A 19559-nucleotide genomic window follows, 5' to 3' on the forward strand; every position below is an offset into this window, starting at 1 on the left:
CAAGGTTCACGTCGAGTTTGGGATTGTGGCATTAGCCCACAATCTATTGAAAGTGGCAGGTATCCGCCTGACTACTTTCCGGGAAAACAGACAAACCAAAAAAATGGACGGAAAACATTACGGTTTTCCGTCCATTTATTTTGGGGACTTATTGGACAGCCCCAGTTGCTGACATAATGGGAAGCTGCCTTTTAACGAAATTGCCGTACTGACTAGCAGTGAATAGCTCTTAGAATGATAACCAACAGAATAAACAGCACGAGGATGATCCCCGCGGAGGTGCCGGCACCGCCAACGGCAGCACCACATGAATAGCCGCCAACATTCGAACCACAAGGATACCCGCCTCCAGCAGACAGAACGGATGCCGGATTCATATTTGCACTGTGTACATACATCGGCCCCACATTGGCCATATTCGGACCTACATTAGCTCCCATGAATAACCCAACTCCTTTATTAGACTCATGACACACTGTATTGTATGTCATGGGTAAGAAGCGGATTGGATAGCTGCCTAGCGGGACAGGAAAAAGGTGTATGCCTACAGGCGGGAGTCCAGCTGCTTACAAATCTTGATTCAGCTTGCGCAAATACTGCTTAAGAGCGGGTCCCAAATCGTTTCTTTTCAATGCGTATTCAATAGAAGCCTGCATGTAGCCCAGCTTATCTCCTACGTCAAACCGTTTGCCTGAATATTGAAAAGCCAGCATCGGTTGGGTGCGGTTCAAAACTCTCAGTCCATCCGTTAGCTGAATCTCGCCTCCCCGGCCCGGCTGACACGTCTCCAGCACGGAAAAAATTTCCGGCTGTAAAATATATCGGCCTATTACCGCTAAGTTCGAAGGCGCCTGTTCCTGCCCCGGCTTCTCCACGAGATCATGGATTGGAATACGCGGGCCCGACGATTGCAGCTTGGGCGAAACGATCCCGTAACGCTCCACATCCTCCCACGCTACCTCCTGAACAGCAATAACCGACTGCCCTGTGTCATCATATACATCCATCATTTGTTTAATGCAAGGAGGGTCAGCATCCATAATGTCATCACCCAGCAGTAGAGCAAAAGGCTCCTCACCTATAAATTTACGCGCACACAGCACCGCATGCCCCAGCCCTAAAGGCTGCTTCTGGCGGATATAATGAACATCCACCAGATTCGACACTTCTTGAACAAGCGACAGAAGCTCCTCACTGCCCTTTTCCTCCAGCAACAGCTCCAGCTCTACCGATTTATCAAAATGATCCTCAATCGCCCGCTTGCTGCGTCCGGTAACAATGATGACATCCTCTATTCCCGAGGCAATCGCCTCTTCAACAATATATTGAATCGCCGGTTTATCCACGATGGGCAGCATTTCCTTGGGCTGGGCTTTGGTTGCCGGTAAAAATCGCGTACCTAGTCCGGCAGCAGGAATAATGGCTTTGCGTACTTTTCCCATCGCTATCGTCCCTTTCTTTGTTGAAACTGTTCTGGATCCTCAATCCCTGTCCCTGCCGTCCAGCCGACCGCCGCATCATGCATCTCACCTTCACGCTCCCATAAAATTCTGCACCCGCTGCAATGTTCAAACCGAAGCAAACGGCAAACCTTCGAGCCGAATCCTCCACATCCAAGCTTACAGATACTGGTTCAAATCGCGTTCCCGTATAAACGTGAGAAAAGCTACCGCCGAAATTGGCAGCAATGCGGATTTTAAATGAATGCTATAAAACTTCCGGTGAAAGCGGAGACCTTCAATAGACCGCGTATGCAAAAGCCCCAGCGCCGCCTCGTGCTTAACGGAAGCCGCAGAAATAATAGAAATGCCAAGATTCGATTCTACCGCAGATTTAACAGCTCCCGTGCTTCCCAATTCCATAACGATGCGAATTCGCTCAGGGTCAATGCCCTGCTCCCTGAACGCTTCTTCCATCACTTTGCGCGTGCCCGACCCCTGCTCCCGTAATATAAACGGGTAATCGAGCACATCCTCCACTGTAATCTTGTCTTTTGCGGCAAGCGGATGCGATGAGGACAATACCAGTTTAAGCTCATCGTTCAAAACGGGCTCCAACTGTACATCGGGATGATCGACCGGTGCTTCCACCAAGCCGAAATTAAGCTGATGCTGCAAAATATCGCCCAATATCTGAGTCGTATTCATTACCTTCAGACTTACCGAAACATGCGGGTATTCCTGGCCAAAGGGTCCGAGCAGCCGCGGCAAAATGTATTCGCCAATCGTCAGGCTGGCGCCAAGATGAAGCCGTCCCTCCAGCATATGCGCGAAGCGTGACATTTCCTTCTCCGTCTGCTCCATTAATTCCTTACTGCGTTTCGCATAAGGCAGCAGCGCCTTGCCGGCCTCGGTCAAGTCTATCTTTTTCGTTGTCCGGTTAAACATTTTTGTACCGAAATAGTCCTCCAATGCCTGGATCTGCATCGTAACGGCCGGCTGTGTCATATGCAGCGCTTGGGCCGCACTGGAGAAGCTGCCTTTTTCGGCTACTGTATAGAACGTGTGCAATTGATGGAAATTAAACGCCACTATTCTCAAACCTTTCTCGCTATCTCCGGGTTTCCTGTCCTTACCCTGATCACCGCTTGTCATAAATAAACAGCCGGGTCATGGGTGCAAACCCTTCCGGCTGTTGTCCTATTCTGGTCTACTAGCACATCTATCCTTAAGCTATTTTCGCTTGCGGCTGTTTTTAATCAAGGTCATTCTGCGGGAATGGCGCAGCCATGAGTAGTATGACTTCAGATCACGCAGTTCAATCGTTTCTGACATTCTTCCCAAAAACGTAACCACGATCATCTTGTAGAGCGGATTACCGGCAATATCGGTTTCATTATCAAGCAAAGCAAACTCGGCAACCATAACGAGATCCTCGTCTATTAAATAGACATCTTCTTCATTGCGATAGTAAGATTCCACCTTGCCGTCCTTCAACTTCTTCCATAAAAAGGAGCAAATGTCTTCGAATCCAGTCTTCTCGCTTTCCACACGGGAACTCCAGCGATCTTGGGCATGGTGGGTAATCACGATGTCGGCGATTTTCTTGTCGGACAGCAATACATAAAAAGGTTCATACGTGCTCCAACGCTCCATCATCTTATCCCTCATGACCTCTGCGGCTCCCCCCTACTAAACCAGAAAATGATTTCACCGTCAGCCTATGAGCCCATTTTACTCTATTTGCGATAACATTCCAACGGAAATTTAGCAAAAATTAAATCGTTTTCATCATGTTATAAAGAGTAAAAGCGTGTTTTATCTGGTATATTACTATCATACTCTGTTTTAATCTCGTTGCGGTATGATCTTTCCACTTTTTTAACGTAAGGCAGCTTTTGCAGGGTCCGGATCGTATCCTCCAGACGTTCTTTATGTACATACATAACGACATAAAGCAGCTTGCGAGAAGTATAATGGACGGTACCGTACCGTTCCAGGTTTCTGGCGGGCTTGAGATCAGTTATCCAAACAATAAGTCCGCTTCTTTCTATAAGCATGATACACTTCCTCCATCCCAATATTATGCATGAGGTGACCTAATCTATGAATCCATCCTCTATTCTAATTCAAGTGCTGCGCGGGCAGCTGGTAGAAAGCCGGCATACCGCTCATTTAGCCATCGTTAACGAGGCCGGGCGGTTATTGTATGAATGCGGTGATCCGCATCTGCTTACGTTTATTCGTTCGAGCGCCAAGCCTTTGCAGGCATTGCCTGTTGTCGAAACCGGCGCCGCCAGCCGATATCGCTTCGGCGACCGCGAGCTGGCGCTGATCTGCTCCTCGCATAATGGCGAACCTGCCCAGGTGCAGCTGGTCGAAGAGATGCTGGCCCGTATCGGCCTGTCTGCCGCCGCACTTCAATGCGGTGTCCAGAAGCCGGCATATAAGCCGGCGGCCGACGAGCTCTACCGCAGCTCGCAATCGCCGGGAGCGCTGCACAACACTTGCTCCGGAAAGCATGGAGGAATGCTGGCGCTAAGCCAGTTGCTCGGCGCAGATCATCAGCATTACACGAATATTGAGCATCCGGTTCAGCAAATTATGCTTAAAACGGTCGCTGAAATGAGCGGCACCGATCCAGCCTCGATTCCGCTAGGCGTGGATGGCTGCGGTGTGCCTGTATTCGGCCTGCATCTTACTCATCTGGCTTATGCCTATGCCCGCTGGGGCAGACCCGAGCGGCTCAGCTCGACACGGGCCCAAGCCTGCCGTTCACTCATCGCCGCCATCACCGCAGAGCCTTACTATCTGGCAGGCAGCGAACGCTATGACACCCGCCTTGTGGAAGTGACCCAAGGCAAAGTCATCGGCAAGATGGGAGCCGAAGGAGTGTTCGCGCTAACACTGCCGGACAAAGGCTGGGGGCTGGCACTGAAGATAACCGACGGCAGCGAACGGGCACTCTATCCGGCTGTAACGGAAGTCCTGCGCCAGCTGGGAGCTTTGAATGAAGATCAGTGCCGTGAATTAAGCGCCTATCATCAGCCACTTATTAAGAACAAGGCGGGGACGGTAGTCGGCCGGATCGAGGCTCAAGCCCCCATCCGCGAGGTCTGCGTAGATCTGTTCTCTGCCCGGTAGCGGCAGTCCCATTATCCGCAGCCGCCGCTGCAGGCCCCTCCGGAGCCGCAGCCTCCTGACCCGCAGCCGCCACTCGGTACGAGCTGATTGCCGGGTACCTTGATCGTTTCGGATACGGAATGAGCGATGGTTTGTGAGATGGCATGCAGCAGCTCATCCAGCCGCTCTTCCGCCCGCTTGAAGTTCCGGATGATCGGATGATCGTCCATCTTCTGCTGAAAATCGCGGACGGCCTGCATCGCCTCATGATAATCGGGATGAAAATGCCCGAAGCGCTCGCATTCCTCAAACAGTTCCTTCTTCTTGGCAAACTCCCTAATGAGTCTGCCCGCTTCCTCATCTTGAGCGAGCTGTTCCTTCCAGTATAAATAATCTGCCATGTCAGCAGAGCTGTTAATCCAGTCACCAAGCTCATAGGCTTGTATTAGCAGGGCCGACATGTCCAATGTATCGGCTTCCAAGAGACTCATCTCTCCCATGTCACTCCTTTTGCATAACTTTTTTTGCAGAACCATGTTCTTCTCCATCATACCATGAATTCGGCAGTTGTTATGCAGTTTTTTCAGCTGATGCCCGGCAGCAAGATTTGGATAGCCTGCCAATTGGCAGGATCGTGCACAGCCTCCCTGCCATTTTCCAAGCCTTTAACGAACCAGCCGCCATCCCTCTCCTGTACGGATAGAGGCAGCAGGCGGAATTCCTTATCATTCGCAAGAAGCTTAAGATGAGCTTTCCAGGCTATAGCTTGACGTACCATTTCCTTGTAGGTGGAGCTGTGGTAGCTTTGCAGCTGTCTGTACCATTTGAGCGGATTGTCTCTCCATCCGGGAAACAGCTCGTCATCGCCGGGAATTTGACTATCGACCGGCCAAGAGCTCCAATAGTAATCGGTAAGCATGATGCCCTGAGCTTCGCCCTCGTTGGCGAACCGCATCTCCGCCTCCTCCGCAGGCAAACTCTCAGCAGGCCATGTGCGGAATAAGCGATCAGCCTTTACCGCAGTCATGCTTTTGGTGTTGGACACCTGTCCTTCCGCAGCGCAGCCCCACTGGCTGATCGTCTGCTCCACATGCTCCGGTATTCCGGTTTTGGCAATTGCTCGCAGAAAAGCAAGACAATCGTTGGCCGTATACCCTTCGGCGAACGCCTGCTGGACGCTTTTGCGAGACAAGCGGTAAATAGCCACTGTATCGGAAACCGCCCTTTCGGCCATCGCGTCCAAATGCCAGTGAATGGAGAAGGAAACATCCGGCGGCACAATAACCTCATAATCCGGCTGAACGAAGCAGGCAGCCTCCGCTTCCGGAAGATGCTGCTGCCGGCTTGAAGCATTGTTCAACGATAGAGGAGAAAAGACAGGCTGCAGTACGATGGAATGAGCATCTTCACCGCTCATCTCCAGCCAGCCAAATGCCCGCATAGGCATTATCCACAATTTTGCCGCTTCCTTCCATAGCTGCTGCTCTTCCGTCAGCTTGCCAGCCCTGTCACCATCTGTCTTTATCATGCTTTCTTCAACATGTCTGTTCGGCAGCAGGTCGTGAGCGCTCAGCCACTGCAGAGCATCCGTCCAGAATACCGGCCCGCCCGCCGGCTGCCTTTCCAGCCACATAACGAAATGTTGCAGCCATACCGGAAGGCGCAGCAAGCTGATTTTTTTCCAGACTCTGTAGAGCACCTGGCGCATTTCGTCCGCGGACAAGCTTAACCAGCCTTGCACGCGCAGAGGACGCGGCTTTAGGCAATCATTCTGGATTTCAATCAGACGCAGCTTTAACAATATATCGAGAATTAGCGCCAAGTGATCCGGATACGCCTCGCAGCTGACATATTCCAGCGAGAGCGGGCGAAGCGTTTCCGCCTCCAGTTCAAGCTGCTGGGCCCATTTGCTCAAATGCCGTTTGGAGACTACTCCGCTGCGGGTCAGCTTAACCTCATTTGCTGCGAAATATCGCAAGGAAAACAACACCTCAAACAGCAAATCCCGACAGCCCTGGGCATGTATCTTCGCTTGCGATTTTGGCTGCAGCGGAACAAAACCTCCCCGCTGCGGTTCGTCCTGCCAAATGACAGACGCACCACTGTCAACAAAAAGCTGCTGATGCCATCCGGCCGCTGACTCCATCGGTACAGCAAACACCGGTTCTCCCCAGGTGCGGGCAAATCCGAAAACAATGCCTCTTTTACGCAAGCCGGCCAGGCCCCTGGCCAGTTCCGCACCGGCTATGCCGCCGGACAGACCCTCTTTTTCCAAGGAAGACTGCATAAACGGTTTTAAACCGAAGAAGCGGAAAATCGTTCGCAGCGTCAGCTTCTCCTCAGGATCGAGCGCTAGCAGCACCTGATTGGGAGGAGCTTCTTCTCCGGCTTCGGTACCGTGCCAAACCTGCCGGAAGAATGGGATGGAGCCGCTTAACCTAACATCGCTTCCTCTGCCCCAGCTATCGGCAATGATGCGTTCGAGACGTGAAGGAATCCGCTGCGCAAAATCATCTATGCTTAGCATCATGATAAGAAAGCCTCCTGAAGCACTTCTTGTTCATCCAGCAGCTGATATTTGTAGCCTTGCTCAACCAAAAACAGCTGGCGGTTTAAGGCAAATTCCTGTTCCTTGGTATTTGCACTGACTATAGAATAGAAAATCGCTTCGTTCGCTCCGGCCTTAGGCCGTAAAATCCTTCCCAGCCGCTGTGCTTCCTCCTGACGCGAGCCAAAGCTTCCGGAAATCTGGATCGCAACTGCGGCATCAGGTAAATCAATGGCAAAATTGGCTACTTTGGAGACGACGAGCGGATTCACCCTGCCTTCACGAAACTGCTTGTACAGCTCCTCCCGTTCCTCATGAGGCATCTGTCCGCTAATGAATGGCGCCCCTGTCAATTCGGCCAACTGGCGCAGTTGATCCAAATATTGACCAATGAGCAGGGTCGGCATGCCGGCATGCTTTTGGAGCAGCGCCTGAACCACGGCGAATTTTCGTTTGTTTTCGGCCGCTGCTCTCGTTTTATGCCGTGCCGAAAGCCGTTCATACTCCTGCTTGGCCTCCGGATCCAGTGCCACATGAACCTCACGGCATTCCACCGTGGCTAAATAGCCGTCGCCTTCCAGCGACTTCCAGGGGACGTCTATACGTTTCGGGCCAATTAAGGAATAGACCTCTTTCTCGCACCCGTCTTCACGAACCAAGGTGGCGGTAAGCCCCAGGCGGCGGGTCGCCTGGATTTCCGCGGTCACCCGGAAAATAGGCGCAGGAAGCAAATGCACCTCGTCATAAATGATTAATCCCCAATCTCTTTTATTGAACAGATGCATATGTTTGAATGGGGCATCCTTACTTTTCCGATGTGTCAAAATCTGATAAGTCGCAATCGTTACGGGCCTCACTTCTTTACGGTCCCCGTCGTATTCTCCTATCCATTCTTCAGGCAAATCCGTGATGTTCAGAAGCTCGCGCTTCCACTGCTTGACCGAGGAGACATTAGGAGTGAGAATCAAAGTAGCGCACTGCAGTCTGCACATTGCGCCGATGCCGATAACGGTTTTCCCCGCCCCACAGGGCAAAATCAGCACCCCGCTGCCTCCATGCCGGCTGCCTTCTCTGTAAAATGCTTCTACCGCTTGCTCCTGATAAGGCCTAAGCGCAAACGGCAGCCCGCTGCGAGTCTCCTCCAGCAGCTGACAGGGCAGCTTCTCTCCTTCATGAAATCCTGCCTCATCCTCCACCGGATAGCCGAGGCTCATCAGTTCCTGCTTCAAGAACCCCCGTGCTTGTTCTTCAATCAGAACCGAATGAGCATCCAGCCGCTCTCCGAACCATCCCTTTAAGGAACGGTACGAGATCAATTCATTAAGAAGGGCCGGCCTTTTGCATACAAGTGTTAGCTGATCCCCGTCGGTTTCCAGCTTCAATAGACCATACCTGTCTGTAATGTCCAAAATTTCCGAACGGATCGATGTAGGAATTCCGAATTTGCTTTCCTCGGCCAAAAAATCAATCATTTCACCCGGCCTCATTCCACAAGCCATTGCATTCCACAAAGAAAGCGGGGTGAGTTTGTAAGTATGAATGTTGGCAGGGCTTTTTACTAAATCGGCAAAGCGGCTTAACTGATCTCTGACAGCTTCAAAATCCGGATGATCGACTTCCAGCAGTATTGTAAAATCGTTTAAAATAAACAAAGGCGGCTCGTATCGCTTCGTTCTCAAGTGGGTGTACCTCCCTAACCTAGATATTTCTAGTATGAAGGGAACCATCTCGTTTTAAACGTCCTTCTTGCCTCAGCCTCTGCCCCCAAAGCCCGCTTGCAAGGATTAACCAGCGATGCCCAACACTTTCTTCCCTCCGCTGGCATGCGTCCCGAATAAATTTCTATATGGTTAAAAAAAAGCCGCCGGCTCCAGGCTTCCCCGACAGGGGTACCCCTTAGACTGCCGCAGCTTTCAAGCTAATCATGAACCTGTGTTGCAAGTTTATTCCTGTGCCAGGCTTCTGGTTTGCCAGGCTTCATTCATGTAATCCAAGCTTAGATGAATCATCAGCCTCGCGGCATGGAGAATAGACCGCTCATCGATATCAAATTCTGGATGATGATGCGGAGCAACAATGCCTTTGTCCGGATTGCCCGCTCCCACAAACATATAGCAGCCGGGTATACTCTGTAAATAATAGGAAAAATCCTCGCCCGCCATACTTAATGGGCTCCTCTCCACCTGTTCATTCCCGAATAAATCAGCGGCTACTCTAAAGAACCGCTGGGTTTCCGTAGCATCATTGACGACTGCCGGGTATCCGCGAATGTAGTTCCACTCATATTGCGCGCCATGCATAGCACAGGTATGGGCGGTTATTTCATGAATCCGCTCCTCGATTCTGCGGCGAATTTGTTCATCGAAGGTGCGCACCGTTCCGCTTAGCTTACAGCGGTCTGCGATGACGTTGAAGCTGCTGCCGGAATGAAAAGAGCCTACCGACACTACCGCGGCAGAAGTGGGGTCCACATTGCGGCTGACTATGGTCTGCAAATTGACTACCAGCTGGGAGCCGACCAATATGCTATCGATGCTTTCTTGTGGAACACCTCCATGTCCGCCCTTACCGCTAATTTCAATAAGAAACTCATCAGCGGCGGCCATCATCGGCCCGGTAACACTATACACCTTTCCTACCGGAAACTGGCTCCACAAATGGACGCCATATATAACGTCCACGCCATCAAGAGCACCCTCGGCCACCATCCTCTCGGCCCCTCCCGGGTTGACTTCCTCTGCAGGTTGAAACAGAAACAGGATAGAGCCGTGCAGATGCTCCTTCATCCGGCTCAGTACATAGGCCGCACCGAGCAGTCCGGCTATGTGTCCATCGTGGCCGCAAGCATGCATCCGCCCGGAGATTTTGGAAGCATAGGCGCAGTCCTTTTCGTCTTGAATCGGCAAGGCGTCCATGTCAGCGCGCAAAGCGACAACAGGACCTGCCTTTTCTCCTTTGAGCCGTCCTACAATCCCGTGACCGCCTACATTCCGCGTAATCTCTATCCCCATTTGCTCAAGCTTCTCTGCAATAAAGCGGGCTGTATTAACCTCCTGGAAAGACAGTTCCGGATGCTCGTGCAAATATCTTCTCCAGCTGACCATCTCGGGGTAAATTCGTTCCAGCTGTTCATTTATGATCATCCGTACCTCCATGCCCGCCCTCCGTTTCAGCAATGTACTGCCATTTATTTTAGCAAATGGACTGGCGGCTTGCCTAGTTTTTGCAAAATGCAGGTTTAGGCTTGCCACAAAATATCCACAATTATCAATAGACGCTCCGGGTGCTGAGGCTTGCACAAGTCTGGGAAACATACTATCATGAAAATGGACTGTGTAAATTTTCGTACTCTTGCTTAAATGAAATGGAGGACACTTACCATGATAATTGAAAATACAGGAATCAATGGTTTGAAAACCGACCTGGCCCATTTGGATGAGGCTGCCAGCGAAACAGGGTTTTTCCGCTCTCAGTGGGAATATTACCGGGCAACTTATGATCTTAAGCTTATTGATGAGCAGACAAGGGATGAATATTACGTCCGGGTTAACACCCGTGTAGAACTTGGCAAGCTGGAGAAGCCCGATACGATTCTGTACGTGGAGAGTGCTTACATAGGCCGGGCAACATTCCCTCATGGACTGGATTATACCGCACCGGTGCCCAAACCAATTCTCGATGAAGCAACCCGAAGACTAAATGATTTCAAATCGAAAATCGAGCTTGCGCTGCAATAGGATTAGGGTATGACTACCCCTCGCAGAGGAACACCCGATTTTTTGCTGCTGTTCCTTACGATCGCGCTCACAGCCTTCGGATTGCTAATGGTGTACAGCTCCAGCTCCGCAATCGCTGTTTCTTCAGAGTTTACAGGCGGCGACTCCTTTTACTACGCGAAACGGCATGCTACAGCCATTATATTGGGGCTTTTTGCAATGATTTTCGTGATGAATGTCCATTATAAGACGCTGCGCAAATGGACCATCCCGATTTTTCTCGCTGTGCTCGCCCTGCTGGTGCTGGTTCTGTTCTTTGGTAAAGGCCCTGAAGGATCCGGGGTGAAAAGCTGGTTCCGCTTTGGCCCTCTAAGTCTCCAGCCTTCCGAGTTTGCCAAGCTGGCTGTCGTTATTTATTTGGCTAATTTAATCAGCAAGAAGGGTGAACGGATTCAAGATTTTAAAAATGGTCTTCTGCCTGCCCTGATCATTGTCGGTATGGTAGCCGGACTGATTATTCTGCAGCCTGACCTCGGATCTTGCGCCATTCTAGTATTGGGAGCGGTTGTTGTCATTTTGGCCGGCGGCGCCAATATCAAACAAATGATTCTGGTTGGCATCAGCGGCCTGGTAGTCGGCGTGCTCGCTTTAGCTGTCAGGGCGCTCGCCGGCAAAGGCTTTACCAGCTACCGCTTCGATCGCTTGCGGACCTACCGCGATCCTTGGAGTGATCCGCTCGATACCGGCTTTCAAATCATTCAGTCCCTCTTTGCCTTTGGCCACGGCGGCTTTGGAGGTGCCGGCTTCGGGCAAAGCATTCAAAAGCTTCATTATCTGCCTGAAGCTCACAACGATTTTATTTTTGCAATCATCGGCGAAGAATTCGGCTTTATCGGCACTTCGATCTTTTTGTTAATCTACTTGCTCTTCATCTGGAGAGGGATCATCATTTCATTGCGCTGTCCGGACACCTTCGGCATGCTGGTAGGCATCGGTATTATGAGTATGATTGGCGTCCAAGCGCTGATTAACATCGGGGGCGTAACCAACAGCATTCCGATGACCGGCGTAACGCTGCCGTTTATCAGCTACGGAGGCTCATCTATTTTGGCTACTTTAATTGGGATGGGCTTTGTGCTTGGCATTTCACGCGAGACGAACAAACCCGCTCCGGTTTCTTCTTCTAATCGGCGGCACGCTAAAATTTAGGAAATGGCGTTGAAGTTTCGTGCCTGGTCAGCCGGATAGGATTTTTGTCTGCCGCATGAAGGCTCGTCTCGTTGTCGTTACTGGTCGAGCAGAAGTATCTGACAGGTTCTTTCATTATTTTGCACAAATTGTATAATGGTCTTTACAAATAATCCCCTGGGTGCTCAAAGCTCTGCGAGTCTTTGATCCCAGGGGATTGGTTTCTGCTATCGAACTATTTCAGACGGGGGACTTCCTCGATCTCCGCTTCCTTTTCGCGGAACGCCACACCCTCTACCTTGACATTTACTTCCACTACATGCAAGCCTGTCATCGACTCCACAGAATCTTTAACCGCCTGCTGAAGCTCCTGACAAACGGTATGAATTTGAGTCCCGTAATGGACAATAATACGCAAATCAATAGCTGCCTCCGTGGAGCCTACCTCAACGGAAACACCTTTTTGCGCATTTTTACCGCTCAGCCGCTTCGCCAGCCCTTCCGACATTCCTCCGGACATCGCTGCTATTCCATCCACATCCAATGCGGCCAGACCGGCAATGGTCGCCACCACATCATCTGATATCCGTATATTTCCCGTTTGAATTTCCTCGGCCATATCCTCACTCCTTCAAAATATTATCATCCCTACAATTTATCGCTCTAATCGTCGTTTAGACCACCCTACACCCATTATAAGGATTTCATCATTCCACCGTCAACGAAGTAGGTTGAGCCGGTTAAATAACGATTCCTCGGAGACAGCAAAAAGGCCGCAAGATCAGCCAGCTCCTCCGGCTCACCGTAACGGCGAAGCGGAATCTCCTGCTTGATCTGGCTTTCGATTTCTTGCAGGCTGCGCCCCTCCTTTTCCGCCCTAGCCCCGTCCAATTCAGCCAAACGATCGGTTGCAATTCTGCCGGGACATACCGTGTTAACGAGAATGCCATCCGCGGCCAGCTCCATCGAGAGCGTCTTCATTAAGCCTGCAACCCCGGTTCTCATCGTATTGGATAGCACAAGACCTTCAATCGGAACTTTAACCGAGGTGGAAGCAATAGTGACGATCCGGCCGCCGTTTGCTTTCATCCAGGGGTAGAACTCGCGGACAAGCCTAACCACACTCATTAAATTAGTTTGGAAGGCTTTGTCCCAGTCCTCTTCCTTCATGGACAGAAAGCTCCCTCCCGGCGGACCTCCGCTGTTACACACAAGCGCGTCAACTTGCCCATGTTCGCGCCCCACCTGTTCAGCAAATCGCATAACACTTTGCACATCCGCAAGATCAACCGCATAACCTTCAGCATTTACCTGATAACGATCAGCAATTCGTTCGGCGGCCTTCTTGATGGCCTCTTCCCTGCGGCTGCAAAGAATGACATGAGCTCCTTCTTCAGCGAGCTTCTCTGCAATAGCCAGGCCAATTCCCTTGCTGGCGGCGGTAATGACCGCACGCTTTCCAGTCAGCTTCAAATCCAAGCGCTTCTCCTCCTAAACCCGTATATATGTTCGAGTATATTTCGAATCATGATCAATAAGCCAGGCCCGTCCCTTTCGTCTGCGTTCAATGATTCCGGAGCAAGACCGTGTTAGAATCCGTTATTGCCACAAAAGAGGCCTAATAAACAAAAAGAGTAACCGCTGTACGGGTTACCCTCTAATATCCATCGCTTCGTACAACTGCGCCAGGTTGCGCTCTAATTCGCTAAGCAGCTGCTTGCCCGCGGACTCATCAATCAGACCGGCGCGAATGGCAAAGTCAACTTCTCTGGACAAACCATACATTTGAGTATCCAGCACTTCCTCGTATAGAGGACATTTACGTGTGGTCAGGTTCTCCATTTGAACTTCTATTAGCTTCTGTATTTTAACAGCATCTTCCTGTAGCAGTTGAAAGGCCCGCTGGTTCAAGCTCAACATCATTTCCGACGAAGACATGGCACTTCCCCCTTGTATTGAAAAAAACCTTCCTAAGCAATATATTAGACGAAATCTGACCAATATACAAGGAGATTATAGGATTCTAGAGCTTGGCGACAGCAGGCTCGATGCACTCGATAGGCAACCCTGCAGCAAATGGCAGCGGGCACTGTTAAAATCAAGCATGCAGTCCAGCCAGGCAAAATCTTTCTTCCGGGACGCTAAAAGTATGCGGGGTAACTGTTGGGGCGGCGGGGTGGAGAGCGTTGCTTCTTGCTGCACAGAAAAAAGCGGAAGAAAGTGGAGGTTACCCCATTTCTCTTCCGCTTTTGCACGTACATCTTTAAACCCTCAGCGAAATCATTGCGCTGATTATTCCGACACAACGTTGACCGCAAGGTTGTGCTTGGCAAATACTTCCTTCATGCTTTCTTTAGCCTCTTCCTCGTCAGGTCCATGGACATGCAAAGAATAATTGCCGGCAGAAGTCAGGGTTGTGAACAGACCGAGAATACTTTTAACATCGATATATTTGTTTTCATATTGAAGAACGATTGAAGAACGGAATTTATTGGCTGTCTGAGAAATTTCCACAACAGCAGCATTACTCGAGCTTGGCATACACTATCCCTCCGTTTTTGTATAAAAATCTACTTAATTATAACGTTATGATACATGGGAAAGGTTGGTGCTGCAAGGTCTATTTTCACATGAATGGTAGAATTTCCGCTGAAGCTCTATATCAATTGCTCAGGATTCAGCCCTTCCAGCTCGCTTACGACAAAGCGGCCGTTTTTGCGGATGAGCACATCGTCAAAGTAAATCTCACCGCCGCCGTATTCCTCGCGCTGAATCAACACGATGTCCCAATGTATGGAGGAACGGTTGCCATTATCCGCCTCCTTATAGGCCTGCCCCGGGGTGAAATGAAGGCTCCCGGCAATTTTTTCATCGAACAATGTGTCTTTCATCGGGTGGAGTATATGAGGGTTAAAGCCTAGGCTAAATTCCCCTATATAACGTGCTCCCTCATCGGTATCGAGAATTTTGTTCAGCTTGTCCGTATCGCTGCTCGTTGCCTCTACTATTTTGCCATTTTCAAATACGAAGCGGATCTGTTCAAAGGTTGTGCCCTGATAGACGGAAGGCGTATTGTAAGTAATCACTCCGTTAACCGAGTCGCGGACAGGCGCGGTATACAGCTCGCCATCCGGAATATTTCGTTCCCCGCAGCACTTGACTGAAGAAATTCCTTTAATAGAAAATGTCAAATCAGTACCCGGAGAAACAATTCTGACTCGTTCTGTTCGATCCATATATTGCTTCAGGGGATCCATCGCCTTGGCCATTTTCGCATAATCCAGATTGCATACATTGAAATAAAAATCTTCAAAGGCATCCGTGCTTTTATTAGCCAGCTGAGCCATTGAGGAATTCGGATAACGAAGAATAACCCAGCGCGTGTGCTTAACCCTTTGCTCAAGATGGACTGGCTTGCGATAATATAAATCATAAAGCCGCATCTGCTCCTCCGGGACATCAGCCAGCTCGTATACGTTGCTGCCGGAACGGATTCCGACATATGCGTCCATCTGCTTCATTCTTTGCATGTCGAGCTCAGCCCATAGTTCAATCTGTTCCTTGGTGCAGGAGGTGAGGAGGGAGCGCAGGATTTGATGATTGGTAAGCTCTACAAATGGCCGTCCCCCCTGCTTGTAGATCTCTTCTACCAGGCACTTGACAATTTCATGCTCGCTTCCCTGCATATCAATAAGTACGTTTTGGCCATGCTCTACCTTCATCGAATAAGTGACTAGATTGTGAGCTAACGTCTGTAATCTAGGGTCTCTCATAAATAAGTTTGCCCTCCTATTCTCGCTTTCTAATGGCCCATCCCCTGTATGGCAGAAAACGCAGCCCAACTGTAGTTTACCATGTTCTGGAGCCAAGTTGAACGCGGGAAGAACGCTGACCATTTAGGCCGGCTTAAGTACTGTAGTATTGCCCTCATGCATTGCCCAAGCATTTACTCATGCATTGGCTCAAGCGTCCACTCAGCATTGACTAATGCATTGCCCCCTAAGCATTCACTAATGCATTGCAAAAGCAATGAAGTACCGACTTAAGTATTCCTTAAGCAGGGAAGCTGTATTCCGCTAACCACTTTTCATCCTTCGCATCGTCGTCCTGACCATAATGCAGCATAAGCTCCAAATTGAGCAGTTTGACCTTTTGTTCATGAGGATCAATAAGCAGCTTACAGATTCCATCTGCACTTAAGGTTTGTTCAATTTGGAGCAAATATTGTCTGGCATCCGACAGACTGGTTTCAATCTCCGCTTCCAGTCTGCCCGCCTTCTCCTGAGGGAGCATCAAATAGTAACTTTCCTTCTTTTTCTCCTGCTCATCGGATAACGCCTGTAAGCCCTCCTGCCATTCCTTCTGAAGGAGCTCCTTCCACGCTTCAGGCGGAAGCTCTACTTCGAGAAGCAGCCCATTCGCCGCCGAGCTGATTGCGGCACCGGACTTGACCCTGGCAATTCGATTCAGCCATTTGACAGGATCAATCACTTCCCGATCAGCTTGTGATTTCAGCTGCGCTCTCGTCCCCAGTTCTTGTTTGCCCCCGTGAAGCTCAGGATAGACGGCCGTCTGAAGACCGGAAACTACCACCTCGCGGCTTGCCGCATAGGTTAACGCATTCTCATTAACATAGGCCACAGCTTGCTCCAGCCATTCCTCTGCTGTCAGTTGAGGAATAGCGTCCCCGCACCCCCAAGCCGGCACAAGAAGCCCAAGCATAATGATCCCAATAAGCCTTTGTCTTAACCTGTTCATAATTTAACCCCCAGCCATCTTATAACTTAGGTTTAGATTGTCCCCTCATTTCTGCATTATGCTTTCACTTAGAAGAAATGGTATTTTCCTTGACAGTTCCCACCCTGATCGGATAAAATTAGAACTTGGGTGGAAAACTTTCACTCTTGTTCATCGTGCACACACGTCACCCTCACTGATTTTGTTGCTGATAGGACAGCGGCTGAACTACTCCTGTCAGAACGCCGGGTACACCCGCACGTTATAAACAAAGTCAGGCGTTGTCCAGCAGATGAACACTTTGATCCAATCATGGAATAACAGACAATCCAAATTAACCATTAGAAGGAGTAATTTATACATGGCACGTTACACAGGCCCTAAATTTAAATTAAGCCGCCGCGTTGGCATCTCTCTTAGCGGAACTGGTAAAGAATTAAGCAAACGCCCTTTCCCTCCCGGACAGCATGGTCCTGGACAACGGAGAAAAATCAGTGGCTATGGAGCTCAATTGCTTGAGAAGCAAAAGCTTCGCCACATGTACGGCTTAAGTGAAAAGCAGTTCCGTAATCTGTTCGATAAAGCTTCCAAAATGAAAGGGATCTCTGGTGAGAACTTCATGTTCCTGCTAGAGAGCCGTCTGGATAACCTGGTCTACCGTCTTGGCTTTGCCAACTCCCGTCCAGGTGCCCGCCAGCTGGTTTCCCATGGGCATGTTACAGTTAACGGCAAGAAAGTCGATATCGCTTCTTACCTTGTAACTCCTGGCGATGTAATCGGTCTTCGTGAAAGAAGCCGCGGTCTTTCTTCTGTTAAAGAAGCTCTTGCTAACCGCAACCATATCGCAGCATATCTGGAGTTTGACGAGAGCGCATTGGAAGGTAAATACCTCCGTCTTCCAGAACGTTCCGAGCTTAGCGATGACATTGACGAGAAGCAAATCGTCGAGTTTTACAGCCGTTAATAGAGTGATTGCCGCGAGCGGCAGCATCTCTTACAAACAAACACCGAAAGCGCCTAAGATCTGGCAGCTTCCGGTGTTTTTTCTATGCGGGTTCCCTCTTTCTTTGATCGGGGATTCCTCTCCTCTTCTTCACTTATCCTCGGCTCATTCCAGTACGATACGCGCAAACCTGCGTTTCCCGACCTGCACAATATCCCCGTTAGCAGGTGTAATATCGGCCTGAGGATCGGTCCATTTCTCCCCGTTTATACGCACCGCTCCCTGCTCAACGCTTCTGCGCGCCTCGCCATTGGAAGCCTGCAGCTTCAGAGCGACTAGAAGCTTGCCCAGCTTGATGCTACCTGCATCCAGACTGTCCGCGGGCAGCACTGCGTCTGAGATGTCCTCCGGAATCGCTCCTTGCTGGAATACCGTAACAAAATGCTGTTCCGCAGCTTGGGCGGCTTCCGGGCTATGGTACATCCGTACAAGCGACGAAGCCAGCTTCATCTTCGCATCTCTCGGATGAACCGTTCCATTCGCCAGTCCGTGCTCCAGCTCCCGCAGCTCGGACCATTCTATATCGGTCGCCAGCTCAAAATATTTAATCATCAGCTCATCGGGAATCGACATCGCTTTGCCGTATATCTCTTGCGGCGGTTCGTCAATACCAATATAGTTGCCGAGGCTTTTGCTCATCTTGTTCACACCGTCGAGACCTTCCAGCAGCGGCATCATAACAGCTGCCTGGGTATCCAGGCCGTACTCTCTCTGCAATGTGCGGCCCATCAGCAAATTAAATTTTTGATCCGTTCCGCCAAGCTCAATATCGGTCTTTAAAGCAATCGAATCGTATCCCTGCATCAGCGGATAAAAAAACTCATGAATATGAATCGGCTGCTCCGCCGTATAACGCTTATGAAAATCGTCGCGCTCAAGCATGCGGGCCACTGTCATTTTAGAAGCTAATTGAACGACTTCCGCAAACGCAAGGCCAGCCAGCCATTCAGAGTTAAACACAATCTCTGTCTTCTCCGGATGAAGAATCTTCATAATTTGCTTGCGATACGTTTCGGCATTCCTCTTCACATCTTCTTCCGATAAAGGCTTGCGGGTCTCGGAACGTCCGGACGGATCGCCAATCCTTCCGGTAAAATCGCCGATCACTAGCTGGACATGGTGGCCAAACTGCTGAAACTGCCGCAGCTTGTGCAGCACTACCGTATGCCCAATATGAATGTCCGGCGCTGAAGGATCGAGCCCCAGCTTCACTTTAAGGGGACGGTCGGTAACGACTGACTCGGTAATTTTAGTGCGAAACGTATCTTCAGGGACAATCTCAACCGTCCCGCGTGACAGCACTTCCCATTGATGCTGTACTTCCTCCTGCTGCACTTTGCTAAGCTTGCTGCTATCCATCATCGCGTTTCCTCCGTAATTAAATAATTTATAGGTCAACATAGCGCTTGGACATCCATCCAGGCTCCACTTACAGAAAAAGGCTCATCCCGGTACTTCAACGGTTGAAATCCGGGGACAAAGGCGAGCGCTTCGCTTCACCTGTCCCCCTCTTCCCCTCCACTTCTGCACAGTTATGATGGCAAACACTTATTCCTGGTATGAGCCAATTTAAACACAAAAAAACCTTTTCTCCCCTAAGGGACGAAAAGGTTCTTCTCGCGGTACCACCCTTGTTAAAGCCCGGACCGATGGCCATCGGAATTTTACGATTATCCAAGCTTTCACTCTCAAGAGATAACGGGCTTGCCCCGGCAGGAAGCTACTCAACGCCAGCAAGAATATTACTGTACGCCTTCCCTTCCGCTGCTCCGGACGGTAATTCGAATGAAGCTGCCCGCCGGTTT

Annotated in this window: 20 protein-coding genes and 1 other annotated feature (1 of these 21 only partly in view); of the genes, 4 read left to right on the forward strand and 16 right to left on the reverse strand. The window is 50.2% G+C overall.

Annotated features, from left to right (window positions below):
- Positions 1–212: 212 nt before the first annotated feature.
- From PSHG_RS26550 to PSHG_RS04135, 5 genes are all read right to left on the reverse strand, one after another.
- Positions 213–440: a hypothetical protein gene (locus PSHG_RS26550; protein ID WP_010269843.1), complete on the reverse strand. Its 228-nt coding sequence runs from the start codon at positions 438–440 to the stop codon at positions 213–215.
- Between the two features lie 126 nt (positions 441–566).
- Positions 567–1442, reverse strand: coding sequence for a UTP--glucose-1-phosphate uridylyltransferase GalU (gene galU, locus PSHG_RS04115; protein ID WP_010269847.1), 876 nt, complete (start codon positions 1440–1442; stop codon positions 567–569).
- 177 nt (positions 1443–1619) lie between these two features.
- Complete coding sequence (locus tag PSHG_RS04125) at positions 1620–2531, reverse strand: selenium metabolism-associated LysR family transcriptional regulator (protein ID WP_010269851.1); 912 nt, start codon at positions 2529–2531, stop codon at positions 1620–1622.
- A gap of 141 nt (positions 2532–2672) precedes the next feature.
- The gene (locus PSHG_RS04130; RefSeq protein ID WP_010269857.1) at positions 2673–3110 is read right to left on the reverse strand and encodes a hypothetical protein; all 438 of its coding nucleotides are present in this window, start codon (positions 3108–3110) and stop codon (positions 2673–2675) included.
- Positions 3111–3235: 125 nt separating this feature from the next.
- On the reverse strand, positions 3236–3499 hold the full coding sequence (locus PSHG_RS04135) for a YlbG family protein (protein WP_010269861.1): 264 nt from the start codon (positions 3497–3499) through the stop codon (positions 3236–3238).
- Positions 3500–3545: 46 nt separating this feature from the next.
- On the opposite strand from PSHG_RS04135, the gene PSHG_RS04140 reads away from it, so the two are divergent.
- The gene (locus PSHG_RS04140) at positions 3546–4583 is read left to right on the forward strand and encodes an asparaginase (RefSeq protein ID WP_010269864.1); all 1038 of its coding nucleotides are present in this window, start codon (positions 3546–3548) and stop codon (positions 4581–4583) included.
- 11 nt (positions 4584–4594) lie between these two features.
- Here the strand turns inward: PSHG_RS04140 and PSHG_RS04145 are convergent, their stop codons facing one another.
- The 4 genes from PSHG_RS04145 to PSHG_RS04160 all read right to left on the reverse strand — a co-directional run bounded on the left by PSHG_RS04145 (position 4595) and on the right by PSHG_RS04160 (position 10253).
- On the reverse strand, positions 4595–5053 hold the full coding sequence (locus tag PSHG_RS04145; RefSeq protein WP_026021184.1) for a YlbF family regulator: 459 nt from the start codon (positions 5051–5053) through the stop codon (positions 4595–4597).
- A gap of 92 nt (positions 5054–5145) precedes the next feature.
- Positions 5146–7092, reverse strand: coding sequence for a helicase-associated domain-containing protein (locus tag PSHG_RS04150; protein ID WP_010269868.1), 1947 nt, complete (start codon positions 7090–7092; stop codon positions 5146–5148).
- Positions 7089–8789 carry a DNA repair helicase XPB gene (locus tag PSHG_RS04155; protein WP_010269869.1) on the reverse strand — a complete coding sequence of 567 codons (1701 nt, stop codon included), beginning with the start codon at positions 8787–8789 and terminating at the stop codon, positions 7089–7091. The genes PSHG_RS04150 and PSHG_RS04155 overlap by 4 nt, the downstream gene beginning before the upstream one ends.
- A 264-nt stretch (positions 8790–9053) precedes the next feature.
- Positions 9054–10253 carry a M20 metallopeptidase family protein gene (locus tag PSHG_RS04160; RefSeq protein ID WP_148497631.1) on the reverse strand — a complete coding sequence of 400 codons (1200 nt, stop codon included), beginning with the start codon at positions 10251–10253 and terminating at the stop codon, positions 9054–9056.
- Positions 10254–10490: 237 nt separating this feature from the next.
- On the opposite strand from PSHG_RS04160, the gene PSHG_RS04165 reads away from it, so the two are divergent.
- Both PSHG_RS04165 and ftsW read left to right on the forward strand, forming a co-directional pair.
- The gene (locus PSHG_RS04165; RefSeq protein WP_010269874.1) at positions 10491–10847 is read left to right on the forward strand and encodes a YugN family protein; all 357 of its coding nucleotides are present in this window, start codon (positions 10491–10493) and stop codon (positions 10845–10847) included.
- Positions 10848–10856: 9 nt separating this feature from the next.
- Positions 10857–12035: a putative lipid II flippase FtsW gene (gene ftsW, locus PSHG_RS04170; RefSeq protein WP_010269875.1), complete on the forward strand. Its 1179-nt coding sequence runs from the start codon at positions 10857–10859 to the stop codon at positions 12033–12035.
- A gap of 214 nt (positions 12036–12249) precedes the next feature.
- Here ftsW and PSHG_RS04175 read toward each other — a convergent pair whose 3' ends face one another.
- The 6 genes from PSHG_RS04175 to PSHG_RS04200 form a co-directional block, all read right to left on the reverse strand.
- Complete coding sequence (locus PSHG_RS04175; protein ID WP_010269877.1) at positions 12250–12633, reverse strand: Asp23/Gls24 family envelope stress response protein; 384 nt, start codon at positions 12631–12633, stop codon at positions 12250–12252.
- A gap of 74 nt (positions 12634–12707) precedes the next feature.
- Positions 12708–13493: an SDR family oxidoreductase gene (locus tag PSHG_RS04180; protein ID WP_010269880.1), complete on the reverse strand. Its 786-nt coding sequence runs from the start codon at positions 13491–13493 to the stop codon at positions 12708–12710.
- Between the two features lie 171 nt (positions 13494–13664).
- Entirely contained in the window at positions 13665–13952 is a 288-nt protein-coding gene (locus PSHG_RS04185) for a YlaN family protein (protein WP_010269882.1), read from the reverse strand.
- A 354-nt stretch (positions 13953–14306) separates the two neighbouring features.
- Positions 14307–14555, reverse strand: coding sequence for an HPr family phosphocarrier protein (locus PSHG_RS04190; RefSeq protein WP_010269887.1), 249 nt, complete (start codon positions 14553–14555; stop codon positions 14307–14309).
- Between the two features lie 116 nt (positions 14556–14671).
- Positions 14672–15787 (reverse strand): aminopeptidase, encoded by a 1116-nt coding sequence (locus PSHG_RS04195; RefSeq protein ID WP_010269890.1) that lies wholly within the window; start codon positions 15785–15787, stop codon positions 14672–14674.
- Between the two features lie 280 nt (positions 15788–16067).
- A complete protein-coding gene (locus tag PSHG_RS04200; protein WP_010269893.1) occupies positions 16068–16772 on the reverse strand; it encodes a hypothetical protein in 705 nt (234 codons plus the stop codon).
- A gap of 340 nt (positions 16773–17112) precedes the next feature.
- Between PSHG_RS04200 and rpsD the strand changes: the two genes are divergently transcribed.
- Entirely contained in the window at positions 17113–17715 is a 603-nt protein-coding gene (gene rpsD / locus PSHG_RS04205) for a 30S ribosomal protein S4 (RefSeq protein WP_010269895.1), read from the forward strand.
- A gap of 144 nt (positions 17716–17859) precedes the next feature.
- Here rpsD and tyrS read toward each other — a convergent pair whose 3' ends face one another.
- Entirely contained in the window at positions 17860–19113 is a 1254-nt protein-coding gene (tyrS, locus tag PSHG_RS04210) for a tyrosine--tRNA ligase (protein WP_026021185.1), read from the reverse strand.
- Positions 19114–19349: 236 nt separating this feature from the next.
- Positions 19350–19559: a binding site (T-box leader), on the reverse strand; it runs 80 nt beyond the window's last position.

This window comes from Paenibacillus senegalensis JC66, from assembly GCF_000285515.1.
Taxonomy (GTDB): domain Bacteria; phylum Bacillota; class Bacilli; order Paenibacillales; family NBRC-103111; genus Paenibacillus_L; species Paenibacillus_L senegalensis.

Bases quoted from the DNA above. Each gene is read 5' to 3' on its own strand.
- PSHG_RS04185 (WP_010269882.1), bottom strand. From the start codon at position 13,952: ATGTCTTCGTCGGAAATGATGTTGAGCTTGAACCAGCGGGCCTTTCAA.
- PSHG_RS04195 (WP_010269890.1), bottom strand. From the start codon at position 15,787: ATGAGAGACCCTAGATTACAGACGTTAGCTCACAATCTAGTCACTTAT.
- tyrS (WP_026021185.1), bottom strand. From the start codon at position 19,113: ATGGATAGCAGCAAGCTTAGCAAAGTGCAGCAGGAGGAAGTACAGCAT.
- PSHG_RS04150 (WP_010269868.1), bottom strand. From the start codon at position 7,092: ATGATGCTAAGCATAGATGATTTTGCGCAGCGGATTCCTTCACGTCTC.
- galU (WP_010269847.1), bottom strand. From the start codon at position 1,442: ATGGGAAAAGTACGCAAAGCCATTATTCCTGCTGCCGGACTAGGTACG.
- ftsW (WP_010269875.1), top strand. From the start codon at position 10,857: ATGACTACCCCTCGCAGAGGAACACCCGATTTTTTGCTGCTGTTCCTT.
- PSHG_RS04200 (WP_010269893.1), bottom strand. From the start codon at position 16,772: ATGAACAGGTTAAGACAAAGGCTTATTGGGATCATTATGCTTGGGCTT.
- PSHG_RS04135 (WP_010269861.1), bottom strand. From the start codon at position 3,499: ATGCTTATAGAAAGAAGCGGACTTATTGTTTGGATAACTGATCTCAAG.
- PSHG_RS04140 (WP_010269864.1), top strand. From the start codon at position 3,546: ATGAATCCATCCTCTATTCTAATTCAAGTGCTGCGCGGGCAGCTGGTA.
- PSHG_RS04130 (WP_010269857.1), bottom strand. From the start codon at position 3,110: ATGAGGGATAAGATGATGGAGCGTTGGAGCACGTATGAACCTTTTTAT.
- PSHG_RS04175 (WP_010269877.1), bottom strand. From the start codon at position 12,633: ATGGCCGAGGAAATTCAAACGGGAAATATACGGATATCAGATGATGTG.
- rpsD (WP_010269895.1), top strand. From the start codon at position 17,113: ATGGCACGTTACACAGGCCCTAAATTTAAATTAAGCCGCCGCGTTGGC.
- PSHG_RS04145 (WP_026021184.1), bottom strand. From the start codon at position 5,053: ATGAGTCTCTTGGAAGCCGATACATTGGACATGTCGGCCCTGCTAATA.
- PSHG_RS04190 (WP_010269887.1), bottom strand. From the start codon at position 14,555: ATGCCAAGCTCGAGTAATGCTGCTGTTGTGGAAATTTCTCAGACAGCC.
- PSHG_RS26550 (WP_010269843.1), bottom strand. From the start codon at position 440: ATGGGAGCTAATGTAGGTCCGAATATGGCCAATGTGGGGCCGATGTAT.
- PSHG_RS04160 (WP_148497631.1), bottom strand. From the start codon at position 10,253: ATGATCATAAATGAACAGCTGGAACGAATTTACCCCGAGATGGTCAGC.
- PSHG_RS04165 (WP_010269874.1), top strand. From the start codon at position 10,491: ATGATAATTGAAAATACAGGAATCAATGGTTTGAAAACCGACCTGGCC.